Origin of the sequence: Chitinophaga niastensis (assembly GCF_003014755.1) — a bacterium.
Classification (GTDB): Bacteria; Bacteroidota; Bacteroidia; order Chitinophagales; family Chitinophagaceae; genus Chitinophaga; species Chitinophaga niastensis.
Genome location: NZ_PYAW01000002.1, coordinates 169,650 through 184,038, shown reverse-complemented (window position 1 = coordinate 184,038; position 14,389 = coordinate 169,650). Strand labels below are relative to the sequence as shown.

The 14,389-nt window shown below is 43.1% G+C and carries 9 protein-coding genes; 2 read left to right on the top strand and 7 right to left on the bottom strand.

Annotated elements, in window-relative coordinates:
• Window positions 1-5: 5 nt before the first annotated feature.
• Both CLV51_RS09240 and CLV51_RS09235 read right to left on the bottom strand, forming a co-directional pair.
• Window positions 6-3,440, bottom strand: a complete 3,435-nt coding sequence (locus CLV51_RS09240) for a SusC/RagA family TonB-linked outer membrane protein (RefSeq protein ID WP_211301973.1) — start codon at window positions 3,438-3,440, stop codon at window positions 6-8.
• A 159-nt stretch (window positions 3,441-3,599) separates the two neighbouring features.
• Window positions 3,600-4,694, bottom strand: a complete 1,095-nt coding sequence (locus CLV51_RS09235) for a FecR family protein (protein WP_106527766.1) — start codon at window positions 4,692-4,694, stop codon at window positions 3,600-3,602.
• A gap of 257 nt (window positions 4,695-4,951) precedes the next feature.
• On the opposite strand from CLV51_RS09235, the gene CLV51_RS09230 reads away from it, so the two are divergent.
• Window positions 4,952-5,527, top strand: coding sequence for an RNA polymerase sigma-70 factor (locus tag CLV51_RS09230; protein ID WP_106527765.1), 576 nt, complete (start codon window positions 4,952-4,954; stop codon window positions 5,525-5,527).
• Between the two features lie 80 nt (window positions 5,528-5,607).
• On the opposite strand, the gene CLV51_RS09225 is transcribed toward CLV51_RS09230, so the two are convergent.
• The 5 genes from CLV51_RS09225 to CLV51_RS09210 all read right to left on the bottom strand — a co-directional run bounded on the left by CLV51_RS09225 (window position 5,608) and on the right by CLV51_RS09210 (window position 13,921).
• Window positions 5,608-7,179: a RagB/SusD family nutrient uptake outer membrane protein gene (locus CLV51_RS09225; RefSeq protein WP_106527764.1), complete on the bottom strand. Its 1,572-nt coding sequence runs from the start codon at window positions 7,177-7,179 to the stop codon at window positions 5,608-5,610.
• A 27-nt stretch (window positions 7,180-7,206) separates the two neighbouring features.
• A complete protein-coding gene (locus CLV51_RS09220) occupies window positions 7,207-10,362 on the bottom strand; it encodes a SusC/RagA family TonB-linked outer membrane protein (RefSeq protein ID WP_106528783.1) in 3,156 nt (1,051 codons plus the stop codon).
• Window positions 10,363-11,065: 703 nt separating this feature from the next.
• Window positions 11,066-11,356, bottom strand: a complete 291-nt coding sequence (locus CLV51_RS28885) for a P-loop NTPase family protein (protein WP_146151257.1) — start codon at window positions 11,354-11,356, stop codon at window positions 11,066-11,068.
• Window positions 11,357-11,542: 186 nt separating this feature from the next.
• Window positions 11,543-11,698 (bottom strand): hypothetical protein, encoded by a 156-nt coding sequence (locus tag CLV51_RS29080; protein ID WP_158266965.1) that lies wholly within the window; start codon window positions 11,696-11,698, stop codon window positions 11,543-11,545.
• 45 nt (window positions 11,699-11,743) lie between these two features.
• On the bottom strand, window positions 11,744-13,921 hold the full coding sequence (locus tag CLV51_RS09210; RefSeq protein ID WP_106527762.1) for an alpha-ketoacid dehydrogenase subunit alpha/beta: 2,178 nt from the start codon (window positions 13,919-13,921) through the stop codon (window positions 11,744-11,746).
• Window positions 13,922-13,951: 30 nt separating this feature from the next.
• Between CLV51_RS09210 and CLV51_RS09205 the strand changes: the two genes are divergently transcribed.
• Complete coding sequence (locus tag CLV51_RS09205; RefSeq protein WP_106527761.1) at window positions 13,952-14,386, top strand: MarR family winged helix-turn-helix transcriptional regulator; 435 nt, start codon at window positions 13,952-13,954, stop codon at window positions 14,384-14,386.
• The last annotated feature ends 3 nt before the right edge of the window (window positions 14,387-14,389 follow it).

Genomic DNA, 14,389 nt, shown 5'->3' with positions numbered 1-14,389 from the left:
ATACATTAAAAGTTCAGGTTCAAACCGCATGAATACGTTTTCTGAAACGGATAAATAGTACCGTCCAATCCTTCCGGATCGATGTTAGCTTTCAGATGAGCAACCGTGAAAATGTTCTCTGCACTCACGTATACACGCAAGCGTGCGATTTTTATTTTGTCGGTCAACGTCTTAGGTAGCGTATAGCCCAGTGTTACGTTCTTCACGCGCAGGTAGGCTGCATTTTGCAGGTACTTGGTTTGTGGTGCGCTCAGTTCATTTCCATCTTCCGCTATATATGCTTTTACGCGGGGGAAATAAGCATTGGGATTGTCAGGCGTCCAGTGGTCCAGGTTTTGCACCTGTATATTAGTCCATGGCTGTGCATAAATACCCCAGAAATAGTGGTTACCGGCACCTGGATACCAATCTCTTTTACCTACACCCTGTGCAAATACACGGATATCAAATCCTTTGTAACCGGCATTCAGGTCTATACTATACGGGAAACGTATGCTGCTGTTACCAATGATTCTTCTGTCACCCGGATCAGACAATGTATTTTTACCATAGCTGATTTCACCATCTTTGTTGAGATCTTTGAACTTGAGATCGCCTACATAAAATTTATAGTTCTGATCATCTTCACCCACCTTGGTCTGATCTGCATGATTTTTCAGTTCTGCGTCATTCTGGAAAAAACCTTCTGTTTCCAATCCCCAGATCTCACCCCACTCCTGTCCTGCACGATAAGTATCCAGTGATCCTGTTGGATTATCATATTTGGTGATGAAAGTCCGGCTGTCTGCCATCGTGAATTTCACACTATAATAAAATGGTTCTTTACCAATGTTAAACTGATCACGCCAAAGCACACTGAGTTCCTGTCCGCGTGTTTTAAGGTTAGCCGCATTGGTAACCGGTTCCGGCGCACCGTATACTGCCGGTAAAGTTTTGCTTTTCGCAAACATACCTTCTGTAAAACGGGTGTAACGGTCGTAACTAACGCTCAGTCGTTCTTTCAGCAAAGAGAGGTCCACACCACCATTGATTGTTCTTACTTTTTGCCAGGTATAAGTAGGTGTAACGGGATTAGGGAGATACACACCTACAGGTGTTTTTCCATCCAGGATAGTACCGATATTACCAGAGCCCATGGTAGACAGATATCCGTAAGAATTAAACTGCTGATCTCCCAGGGAGCCATAAGAACCGCGGAATTTCAACATATCTATTTTCAATAAATCCGCTACAGGCTTAAAGAATTTCTCCTTTGATACCACCCATGCTGCAGAAGCAGATGGGAAGAAGCCCCAGCGGTGATTGGAAGGAAAACGGGAAGAACCATCATCACGACCATTCAATTCAACAATATATTTATCATCGTAGGTATAGCCCAGGCGATAGAAGAGTCCTCTTACTGCCCAGTCATCAATTGTCTGACCTTGTGTTACTACACCCGTAGTGAGTGCTGTAGTAGGGTACGCTGAACTGATCAGCCCCTTTGCATTTACACTGAAGTAATTGTTATAGAAGTATTCCTGATTAAAACCTGCTAAAGCACTTATTTCATGTTTATTAAATTTCTTGCTGAAGTCAGTGTATATGTTGTATACATTGTACCTCGACTGAGAAGCGTTATTACTGGCGGAGGACTGGTTACCATCCGTATATCCCAGCGGCTGTGCAGGTCCTGAGCGATATGCAACAGGTATAACATATGAATTACCTACATTATTACTGCGGCGGAAAGTAACATCTGCCTTCAGGCTCCACACCTTCTTTATTAAACTAATATCTGTATTGAAGGTGGTCAGGAAGTCATTCATATTAGTGGTAGTACGACCACCACTCTGTAGCTTACCCAGCAATGCAGCACCGTCCGAAGTCCAGGTACCATCAGGATTAGTGGGCACTGACAAAGAAGGAGTACGGTTAGCGTTGTGGAAAAACAGGTAACCATTTGCATTAGAAGGCTGATCATACAGCTGGTTGGTGTACATGGTATTAGTACCTACGCTGATCCGGTCGTTGAAATGATAGGTGGCCTTTGCACGAAGATTGTACCTGGAGTAGATATCAGGGTTATAACGCAGGATACCATCCTGTTTATAATATTCTCCTGATAAATAATAATTCAGTTTTTCATCTCCTTTAGATATACTGAAATTAGCAGTATAAGCCGGTGCATTTTTATTATATACTTCATGCAGCCAGTCGGTAGTGCCATAATATGCCCATGCATTTTTATTGGTAGGATCTACAATTACTGCCGGCAGGGAAGGATCTTTAGAACGTTGTGCAGCATAGGCCCTTACCGCATCCGGGTACAGATCATACAACGGAGTAGCAGCATCATGTTTATACTGCATCACGGTGAGTGGATCAGTAACTACTTTTGGTACAGCTCCTAAAGTGCGCACTGCATAGTTAGCATTGGCAGATACAGATAAACGTCCGTCCCTGGCAGATTTGGTAGTAATCAGCACTACGCCGAAAGCAGCACGCGCACCGTAGATAGCAGCAGATGCAGCATCTTTAAGTACCGTTACACTTTCTACATCGGCAGGATTGAGGCGACTCACCTCTGCTGCAGAGAAAGGAATATTATCTACCAGTATAAACGGATCTCCTCCGTTAATAGAAGTAACACCGCGCAGGTTAAAGCCGGGTGCATCAGCAGCACGACCGCTGGCTACTGTAATGTTCAGGTTAGGAATTAAACCCTGTAAACCTGTGCCTACGTTGGTGATGGGTCTGCTTTGCAATGCTTTACCGGAAATGTTATCCACAGCACCGCTGAGGTTCACCCTTTTCTGTTTACCGTAACCTACTACGACTACTTCATTCAGGCCGCTGGCATTGGCTTTCAGCACAATATCATAACCCTTGGCGCCTTTAAGCGGCAGCTGTACTGCTTCATATCCTACGTAGGAAAACTCCAGTATGGCATTTTCCGGCACTTCTATTTCGTAATGTCCTTTGATATCGGTTTTTGCGCCCTGTGCAGTGCCTTTCACCAATACAGTAACACCAATGAGCGGCATGCCCTGTTCATCTCTCACCTCTCCTTTTACCTTCACCGTTTGCACCGCTTCACCAGCATTCACAATCACCACCAGGTTGTTAGGCATTATCTTATAGTCCAATGAAGTCCCTGCCAGCGCCTTGTCCAACACGTCCTTCACGGCCGCATTATCCATTTTGATGGATATTTTTTTATCAGGGATCACACTGCTCTTATACATAAAAGTATAATCGCTTTTTTTCCCGATTACATTCAGGAGTTTACCTATGTTGATATTGTTATAATCAACACTGATTCTTTCCTGCGAAAATCCATGTGCGCTTAGCTGTAAAAAACCAGCACAAAGCAATACTGATGTAAGTTTCATACGCAGTAATAGTTTCCTCATATCCCGTTGTGGAATATTAGAAGGCCACCAATGACTTTTTTTCATAAATTTGTTTCGTTAGGTTAAATAATTAGGCCATTACCAGATTGTGTGGATCGGTTTACATTGTTTTAGCCAGCATTTTGAAAAGGGGAATGTTCGCGCATTTCCCTTTTTTATTTGCCGTCAGCAATAAAAAAGTTATTGATTTATAAGCTTATTGATTTACCATATGTAAATAATATTTTCTTTATTGTTCACTTCATAATGAAAGCCTGACATTATTTGTAGCGCATCTAATACTTCCGTTATGCGCTGTTTGCGGAAAGCGCCGGTAAATACCTCGTTCTTATATTTATCATTTTTAAATTGCACGGTTACGTTGTACCAACGTTCCAGGTCGTGCGACAGTTGTTCAAATGTGAGTTTGTCAAATTCAAAGCGGTCGTTCATCCAGGCTGTTTGCTGCATGGTTGCCGGTTTTGCGTCGTTTATATTGGTGTCGGCTGTATTTACTTTCACGGGTACAATGGCGAAAGTGTGGTTGGTATTTTTATTTGCAGATGGTATTACAGTATTTATATCATTTTTGTCGATGATCAGTTTTTGTTCCGGCTGTAATATGATAACCTTATTTCCTTTTGTAGCAGCCTTTTCAGGAAAACTCACTTCTACTTTACCACTCAACAACGTTGTTTCAACGGTAGCATCTTCTGTATAAGCTTTCACATTAAAAACAGTGCCCAGCACCCTGATATTTACACGACCTGTCTGGATAGTAAAAGGGTGTGCAGGGTCATGTTTCACATCAAAATAGGCTTCTCCGGTGAGTACCACCTCCCTGTCTCCTTTCAGGAAACGGCTGGCATCATACTGCAGGCGGCTGCATGCGTTGAGTACCACACTGGTACCGTCCGGTAATACCACTGATGTTTTGGAACCTGTTTTGGTGACTACCTCATTCCGGTAAATTGTTTCCTGCGGCATTTTCCATATCCTGTAAACACTTACCAGTACGGCAATACAGGCTGCTACTCCCATCACCGTTTTCCACGGGAAAATACGTTTCACCACCGGTTCTTCCGGTTGCTGCATCAATAAACTGATACGCGCAAACCCATCTTCCAGCAATTGTTGCTCTTCTGCTTCAGAAAAACCGCTCTCTCCATCCAAAGATTTTATGTCTTCCACAATAGTAAAAGCATATTGCAGTTCATGAAATTGCGTCAACAAGCGGTCAAGTTCCTGCAATTCATCCATGGTGGCCTCTCCGGCAACCTTCCTGGCCATTAATACATTTATCCGGTTACGCTCGGTCATTTACTTTTTTATCCGTGTTACAGTAGAAGGACGAAATGAAATTCAAAAACCCCCAAAGAGGTTTAAAATAATTTTCAGGAGTGGGCAATGCCCATTAAGGCGCATGCATGTTACCCCTTCGTTAATAAGGAGAGATCACTACCATCTTGTAATAAAATACCATCATTGGCAAAAAAGCTTTGCCCGATAAATTATTTTGTTAACTTTAGCTTAATCTACGTTATATAATTTGCAACCATTATCAGCGGCCAACAGGGATGGATCAGTGTACAATAAATGAGCTTTTTAGCAACATCACAGTGAACAATGATCAGGCTGCCTTTGAGGCTTTCTACAATCATTTTTTTGTGAAGATGCTCCGTTTTTCCTTCTCACTCACCCGTTCCAAAGAGGTGGCAGAAGAAATTACGAATGACGTTTTTATGCATTGCTGGCAAAAAAGGCAATCACTCGCGCATATAAAAAATCCGCAGGTATACCTTTTTGTGGTTGCAAAGAACCGTGCTATTGATCATATGCGGAAACAGGCCGCCTCCCGGCATATAATTTTTGCAGAAGAAGATAAACTGGAGATCGCTTTTAACAGCGATCCGGAACAGCTTATGATTTCCGCAGAAATGATCCGGAAAATGGAATACACCATTCAACAACTTCCGCCCAAATGCAAAATGGTGTTTATGATGATAAAGCAGCATGGCATGAAATACAAGGAAGTAGCTTCCCTCATGAACCTCTCGGTAAAAACAGTAGAAAACCAGCTGGCGATAGCTATGAAGCGGTTAACAACTGCCGTTAATTTTACTTTGGAAACAACAAAAAAAACAGTAAAATAATTCACAACGATAATAATAAAAATGGGCTGTCTCAAAATCTGAGACAGCCCATTTTTATTATTGTTAGCATTCCTTACTTATTAATACCCGGGATTCTGCGGTTTCAGGTTTGCATTATTCTTCATTTCAAATGTTGGCAGCGGGAACAACAGGTGCTTCTCCTGCAGTGGCTGACCTGAGTTTTTATTCACGTGACCAACAAAGTCATCAAAGCCATTAGTATCCTCATTGTACACTTTCTTCAGGCGAACCATATCAAACCAGATAATGCCTTCAAAACAAAATTCGTGTACACGTTCACGCCATACCGCCTGTTCAAATGCAGCCTGACCTAAAGCCACTACCGGCAGCAGGTTAGCCCTGGCACGGATAGCATTTAATGCAGTATATGCAGTGATGTTAGCAGCTCCGTCTGCACGGTTTTGCGCTTCAGCATATATCAGTAATACTTCTGCATAACGGATCTGCGGTACATTGAGGTTACTATGTTTGGTTCCTGGTGTGCCGGGAGCACCATGATCTTCCACATCAAAATGTTTGAAGATATAAGGAGCGCCTAATGGGAAGGCAGCTCCGCTACCATCTACAAAATAAGAAGTATAGAAAAACTGCTGCTCATCTGTACGCTTATCAGTTGGTTCAAACTTTTTATAAGAATCATAAAAAGACTGGGTTGGCATAGAACTACCTACACCACTGCCGGTAGCAGAGATATTTTTGGAAAGCGAGTTGTTAGGCAACATAATTGACTGCAGCGGATTTTCCTCTACACCAGTAAGGTATTGTACTTCAAACAAGTGTTCCAGCCTGTTATTCATAGCTGTTTTATGCAAATCGGTGTAGTTCGCAAATAAACCAATTTCACCCGGATGTGCATTTGCATAATCGATCACTTCTTTGGCCTTGTCAGCAGCCAGCTTGTAGTATGCTGCACCTTTATTCAGCGGAAAACCTGCCATAGTGAGATATACCTTCGCCAGTTCTGCTTTCACAGCTGCCAGTCCTATTCTGCCACTTGCATCTGTCCAGGATAAACCGGCTGCTTCTGCATTCTGTAAATCCTGTACAATAGTCGCATACACATCGGCTGTTTTAGCACGTGTAGGGAGAAAATCAGTAGAAAGAGGCGTTTGCGATTTCAGGATCAAAGGCACATCTCCCCATAATCTTACTGCATAAAAATAGGCCCAGGCACGCAGGAAATGCGCTTCACCCAATACCCTTTTCTTTTGTGCAGCATCCATCGGATTGATACCAGGTACATTATCCAGTACCAGGTTATCCTGTGCAATTTCGCGGTATAATTCTTTCCACCACTGCCCTATATGCAGGTTCTCACCATTATATACCAGGCCTAACAGGTTATTAAGATCAGAGTTTTGAGCAGTACCGGTAATCATAGTACCTGTAGGTGCATCCAGCAACTGGAAGTTATTGGAAAATATACCGGCACCGTATCCTACCAGCCTTGTACGCGCATAAGCAGCATAAATAGCGGCATCTGCGTGTTCAGGAAGTGTAAAGTAACTATCCGGGCTCAGGTTGGAAGGATCCTGTTCACTCAGGAACTTCTTGCACCCGCTACCCATACCCATCACCATAGCGCCACCCAGTACAAGCAATCCTATTTTATTGATGATATTTTTTTTCATAATTAATCTTTTTGATGACTGAACAAATTAAAACGCCACATTTAATCCCAGTACGTAAGTAGTTGGTTTGGGATAATCGAAGAATGTTTGTCCCTGTGCAAATGAATTTCCATAAGTAGATACTTCCGGATCATTACCGCTGAATTTAGTTTTCAGGAAGAAGTTCTGAACAGAGCCATAAATTCTGAGACGGCTCAGATGTAAGCGCTCTACCATTGAACTGTTGAAAGTATAACCCAGCAATAGGTTTTTACCACGGATAAAGGAACCATTTTCTATCCAGCGGGTATCCACATTGGTTACATAACCTGCAGAAGGATTACGCGGTGCAGCAATCATGGTATTCTGGTGATCAGGAGTCCAGTAGTCTAATACAGAAGCGAAGCTGTTAGCCAGGCCGGTACGGTCTTCTCCGGAATGGTGCGTCATATTCAGCACATCATTACCGTAAGTGAATTGCAGTTCAACAGTCAGATCCAGGTTTTTGTATTTAAAGGTGTTAATAAAACCACCCCAACCCTTTGGACTACCATTACCAATAATCATACGGTCAGCATCTGTGATGGCGTGGTCGCCATTTACATCCAGGTATTTGATATCACCGGGTAAAATTGGTTTACCGCCACGGTAATCTTTAAACTTAGCTGCTTCTGCTGCTTCTGCGGTGCTCCAGGTGCCTAAACGTACCAGGCCCCAGAAAGATCCAACGGGTTCGCCTACACGAATAATGTTAGTCTGATTGGTAAAGTTAGGACCACCAATACCAAAGATATCAGCTGGTGTAGCCAGTGACAATACTTTGTTCTTGTTGAAAGAGATATTAAATGTAGAACTCCAGGAGAAATCTTTCTTATCAATAATTAATGCATTTAACCCCAGCTCAAGTCCTTTATTTTCCATGGAGCCGACGTTCTTCGTAATAGTGCCATAACCGCTGGTGGTTGGTACCGGTGCATCCAGCAGCATGTCGGTAGTTTTACGATAGTAAAGATCTGCCTCCAGGTTAATACGGTTTTTTATTATTCCTAATTCTGCACCAAAATCATATTGTGCTGTTTTCTCCCATCTTAAATCAGGGTTAGCCAGTCTGTTTGTACCAACACCCTGCACTTTAGCACCACCAATAACGGCTGCGTAGTCGCCGTTGGCAGCCAGTGTAGCCAATGATTTATACGGATCAATTTCAGAGTTACCGGTAACACCAAAGCTGCTGCGCAGTTTCAGGTTAGATATTACAGCATTACCTTTCAGGAAGTCTTCTTCAGATACTCTCCATGCTAATGCAGCAGAAGGGAAGAAAGCATATTTATGATTTTCACCAAAACGGGAAGATCCGTCCATACGACCTGTTAATGTTAACAGGTAACGATCCTTATAACCATAGTTTACCCTGCCGAAATAAGAATTGAACGCAAAGCGGCTGCGACGTGAATCAACGCCACTGGCAGGGATATTGGAACCTGCCCCCAGTTTGTTTTCCTGGAAATAATCCGTAGAAAAACTTTCTGCGCGGGCATTAAAACCAAACATGTTAGTTTCCTGCCAGGACAAACCTAACAAACCAGTGAAGGAATGATTTTTAACTTTCTTGTTATAGGTCAGATAGTTTTCAAATGACCAGTAGCTTTCGCGGCCATTATCAAGAATAGCAATACCTCCCTGGGAAGCAGAAATATCAAGCAGTGATCTGCCCATGTATTCATTGCGGCCACGGGTAACAATATTGGTTCCTAAAACACTGCGCAGTTCAAGACCCGGAGCCAGGCTGATATTCGCGTAAGCATTACCCAGTACGTTTTGTGTATTCAAAATGTACTTACGGTCTGTCAGGATCTGAACAGGGTTGGAACCGCCTTCAGCACCAGGATACACTTTATTATTAGACCAGCTGCCGTCTGCAAATTTTATTGGCAGAAATGGTAACCCTTCTGTAATCATACGTACAGAGTTCAAACCACCTGTACCAATATCCACCAGGTTTTCTTCCTGGTTATTATAACTCAATGATCCACCTACTTTCAGCCATTCTTTCACTTTTGTATCAAGACTGAAACGGGCAGAATAACGTTTCAGGTAAGAATTTAATAACAAGCCATTATCATCCAGGTAGCCCAGGAACAAACCATACTGCGTATCTGGATTACCGCCTGTAAAACCAAGCTGATGGCTTTGCGATAGTTTATTCTGAACAGATTCTTTTAACCAGTCGGTATCGTAAAGTGGATTACCATCTTTATCAAACAAACGGGGATCAGTTCTTTTCAGCGCAGGGTTTTTAGAAATATAATCTCCTTTTGCCCATCCGTCCGGATCATATGTTTGCGCATTTTTCCAGGCCAGATCCTCTACTGCCATGTACTCTTTTGCATTCAGCATGTGTACACGATGTGGTCCGATCGTATTTTTTCCGATATAGGTATCGTAAGTAACCTTGCCGCCGGTAGCAGTACCGTGTTTGGTAGTAACAAGAATAACACCGTTAGCACCTCTGGCGCCATAAATAGCAGTAGCAGATGCATCTTTCAATACCTCAATAGACTCAATGTCGTTAGGGTTAATGAAATCAATAGCGTTGCTGTTCTGCGTTTGTGTTCCCACTGGTAATACCACTCCGTCAATTACATACAGTGGGTTATTGGTACTATTGATGGAGCTGAAACCACGGATACGGATGTTGGTTTGACCACCCGGACGACCGGAGTTAGTGTTTACCTGTACACCCGGGATACGACCGCTCAATGCCTGGTTAACAGAAGGCGCCGGACGTTCCTGCAAGGTGGCTGCCTTAATGGAAGCAACCGAGCCTGTCAGATCAGATCTTTTTTGTACGCCATAACCTACTACCACTACATCCTGCAGGGATTTAACATCCGTGCTCAATGCAGCATTCAGGATAGTGCTGGCACCCACTATTTTTTCCTGTGGTGTATAGCCTATAAATGAAAATATCAGTGTGCTGTTATTTCCCGGAACTGAAATGGAATAAGATCCGTCTGCACTACTTTGTGTACCCACAGTAGTGCCTTTTACTTGTACAGACACGCCTGGTAGCGGCGAATTATCCCGGGCATCGAACACCTTACCGGTGATCTTTTTACCCTGAGAAAAGGCCATCAAAGTCATTAGCAGCAATAATGTACTTTGTAAGCCTGTTCGCATTAGAAAAGTCAATTTTCTTTTCATACGTTTGGTTTGTTTGGTTAATAAAGGTTCAATGCTAAAACGATTTTGCATAAGAAAGACAGTATCCCTCCTTTTGCTTATTGGAAAGATTCAGATAATAAATATTAAGGAATGTGCCGGTGTGGCAACCGGCAATTATGTTACATAGATTTTCGTATATGCAACCGCGTTAATAACGTGTACGCGTGGTTATACCACGCCGTTTAAATAAATAATAGAATATGGCACAATTAACACCGCAATACCATCCTGAGAGTGTTTACTTACTCAGTTCATAACGTAGTCACACTAATGTTAAAAGGCTTTTTGCTGGTAACGGTTTGCGTACAGGATACTGATGCGCTAACAGTAAAAGATTTAGATGGTTTAAAAATTTGGCTTACTTCAAACGTGAAAATACGCTTAGGCTCAATCGATTTAGCATTCTGGCCGGCGTGTTTGTTTTTCTTTAGTACTTCTATGCTGCTTTAACTAATGAATAATTTAGATTTAGATACCAAGCGAATGTCAATACTATTTTAACAAATGAATAATTCAAATTCAGGTTCATGAGCGGATACGCACTACGGATACTTTTGGCTCTTTCTATTACAGCTCAGGCCATAAAAATATAAATATTTCCAGATAACTAAAACGATTTTGCATTTTTTTTTGAAGCTAATGATATATTACCCCTGATTAAAAGATTTAAGTATGAACGCAGTCATTTTTTCTCCAGCAACTTTGGTAAGCCCTCCTGTTCAAAAATAATCCGCCCCATTTTAAGTTCAGACCAGCCCGGTTGCAGCGTATAAAGCAATTGTAGTACTCTATCCTTCAACACACAATCAATATAATACGCACTCACATCTCCTGCAAAGGGCTTTAGCTGGTACAGGTGAGTGGAGATCACAAAAAAGCTTCCATCGAAGCCAGATAGCCCCCTGATCGTTTCCCGGGAGATATCCAGCGCATCATCCCATATTTCACCACGCCCTTCACCAGTGATAACCATGCTTCATAAATAAAAAATGTTTTCCGGTGTACTTCCGTTTCCTTCACATCCAACCTGCGATTAAGCAAATCCGGTAAAAGCACCAGCTGTATCAGCTGCCCCGGATGGCATGCCTGTAGCGCCGCCGCCATAGCAGCTTTGCAGCTGCTATGGCATGATTGGGATCATAATAAATCGTTTGATTATTTAGCTGCGTAAAAAGTGATATACCTCTTCAAAATCATGACGGGAATAAGCCAGGTTCGTATGCGCGTAACCGTTATCAATCAGCGCTTTTATGATCGCCGGCCGTTCGTATACTGCCGGTTTGTTATCCGGCAGTTGCAGCAGTTTATGCCGCATTTTTATTATGCAGGTCATCACCTTAAAGGAGAAATTGATATTTTTTTAGTAAGATAATAACTCGGAAATCACCGCTTCCACTTTAGCATGATTAGGTAACATCGCTGCTTCCAATCCCATATTCAAAGGTACCGCCGGTAAATCCATGGCGCCCAATGTATATACCGGTGCGTCCAGTTGTTTAAAACATTCTTTTTGAATACGCCCGGCGAGTGCCTGTGCAAAAGAATTATTCAGCTGTTCTTCCGTAAGAATAAGGCATTTACCATGCTTCTTCACAGTATCGTAAACCAGTGCTTCATCCAGCGGAAATAAAGTGCGCAGATCCACTATTTCCACGTTGCCGGGAAATGCTTTGGCAGCAGCTTTGGCCCAGTATACGCCCATGCCATAGGTAATAATGCACATAGAGTTCCCCTGCTGCACATCCTTTGGATGCGCGTGCAACACTACATTTCCTTTACCCAATGGCAACACATAATCTGCTGCGGGTTCTACCATCATCGCTTCCAGTGTACCAGGTACTTTGCTCCAGTAAAGCCCTTTGTGCTCCAGCATCACCACAGGATTGGGATCCAGAAAAGCAGCCTTCATCAGCCCTTTCATATCTGCTACATTGGATGGATATACTACCTTGATGCCTTTAATGCTCAGCAACGTAGATTCCACACTGCCGGAGTGATAAGGACCACCTCCTCCGTAAGCACCCACCGGTACCCGGATCAGCGTTTGCACAGGATATTTACCATTACTTAAATAACAGGATTTGGAGATCTCTGATACCAGCTGATTAAAACCCGGATAGATATAATCTGCAAACTGCACTTCTACAATAGGTTTTACTCCCACCGCCGAAAGACCGGCAGTAGCGCCAATAATATAAGCTTCCTGTATGGCAGTATTATATACCCTATGCTCACCAAACTTATCTCCCAGCGTAGCTGCTTCGCGGAAAACGCCGCCCAGCCGGCGGCCTACATCCTGTCCAAAAAAGATAGCTTCCGGGTATTGCTGCATGATCTCTTCTACCGCATGCAATGCTGCATCTACCATCACCACTTTATTATTGGTGGCCGGTGTGCGGGTACCGCTTTCCATTGTAACGGCTGCGGGCGCAAACACATGATCCTGCACCGTTTCAGGCAAAGGCTCAGGCGCCTGTACTGCTTTATCAAAAGCTGTCTTTATATCAGCAATGGCCGTAGTGGCTATTTCAATTAATATACTTTCAGGAACACCATGTTTCAGTAATAATTCACGCAGCTTAGGCAACGGATCATCGGCAGCATGTTTTTCCAGGTCTGCTGCTGTACGATACCATTCCTTACGTACACCGGAAGTATGATGCCCGAGTAAAGGCACATTTGCCTGTACCAGTATAGGTTTGCGCTCCTGCCGTACATAATTGATAGCAGTTTCCATAGCAGCGTAGCTGGCAGTAAAATCACTACCGTCAACGCGCATACGTTCCAGTCCTTTAAAACCGGCAGCATATTCATAGGCATCCATGGCGCGTACTTCTGCCGCAGTAGCAGAAATACCCCAATCATTGTCCTGTACGAGGTAAATAATTGGTAATTGTTTTAATACTGCAAATTGCAGCGCTTCACTCACCTCACCCTCTGTTACACTGCCATCACCCAGCGAACATACCACTACCGGCAATTCACCATCAGGACCGGTTTTGAGTAAGGTAGATTGTATTTGTTCCAGGTATTGCACACCCTGTGCTATGCCCGTGGTGGGAATCACCTGCATGCCTGTAGCGCTGCTCTGATGGGGTATCTTCGGTTTATCGGCCTGCCGGCTGTTAGGATGACTGTAATAAGATCTTCCGGCAGAAAAAGGATCGTCTGCTTTGGCCAGTAGCTGCAGCATTAATTCATAGGGTGTAAAGCCCATTGCCAGCAACATACTTTCATCCCGGTAGTAGGGACTAACAAAATCGCATGGCCGCAATTGCAAGCCAGTGGCTATTTGTATGGCTTCATGCCCCCGGGAAGTAGAATGTACATATTTGCAGATGGCCCTGTTGGCCTCGTAGGTGGCAGCCATATTGCCGGCTTCACACATAAGACGCCAGGCTGTTAATAATTCAGCTTGCTCGCTCCTGTTTGCCTCCTCATTGGAGCCCTGCGCTTTTAAAGTTGAAACGCTTGTACTATCTTTAAACACGTAAGACTGTTTTGGTGGTGATGGTGATTTAAAAACAATAGTTGCCATAGCAACAGTTGCTAATGCAAATTAAATAATATGCCTGATACTTTCGTCAGTAATCCATCTTTTTTTAAACTGGATGCTACGCTCAAAAAATTGCGCAACTATTGGCAAAAAACGTTTGATGCCCAACAAAAGGACATTACAGTAGACCAATGGCTGCTGGTGGAAAATCTCTATAAACATAAAAAGACCACTCATAACGAGCTGGCCCGCAATACTTCCAAGGATATTACTACGATCTCCCGTATTATAGAATTACTGGTAAAGAAGGGGTTGGTTAAAAGAGAGGCTGATGTATATGACCGCCGCAAAGTGTATTTACAGCTGACTCCGGAAGGGGTAGAAAAGTATAAAGATGTGAAGCCACTGGTACATGATATGCGTAAGATTGGCTGGAAAACACTGTCCGAAGTGGATTATATAGAGTTAACACGGATATTGGATACTATTTATGCGAATATCCCGTAAGCT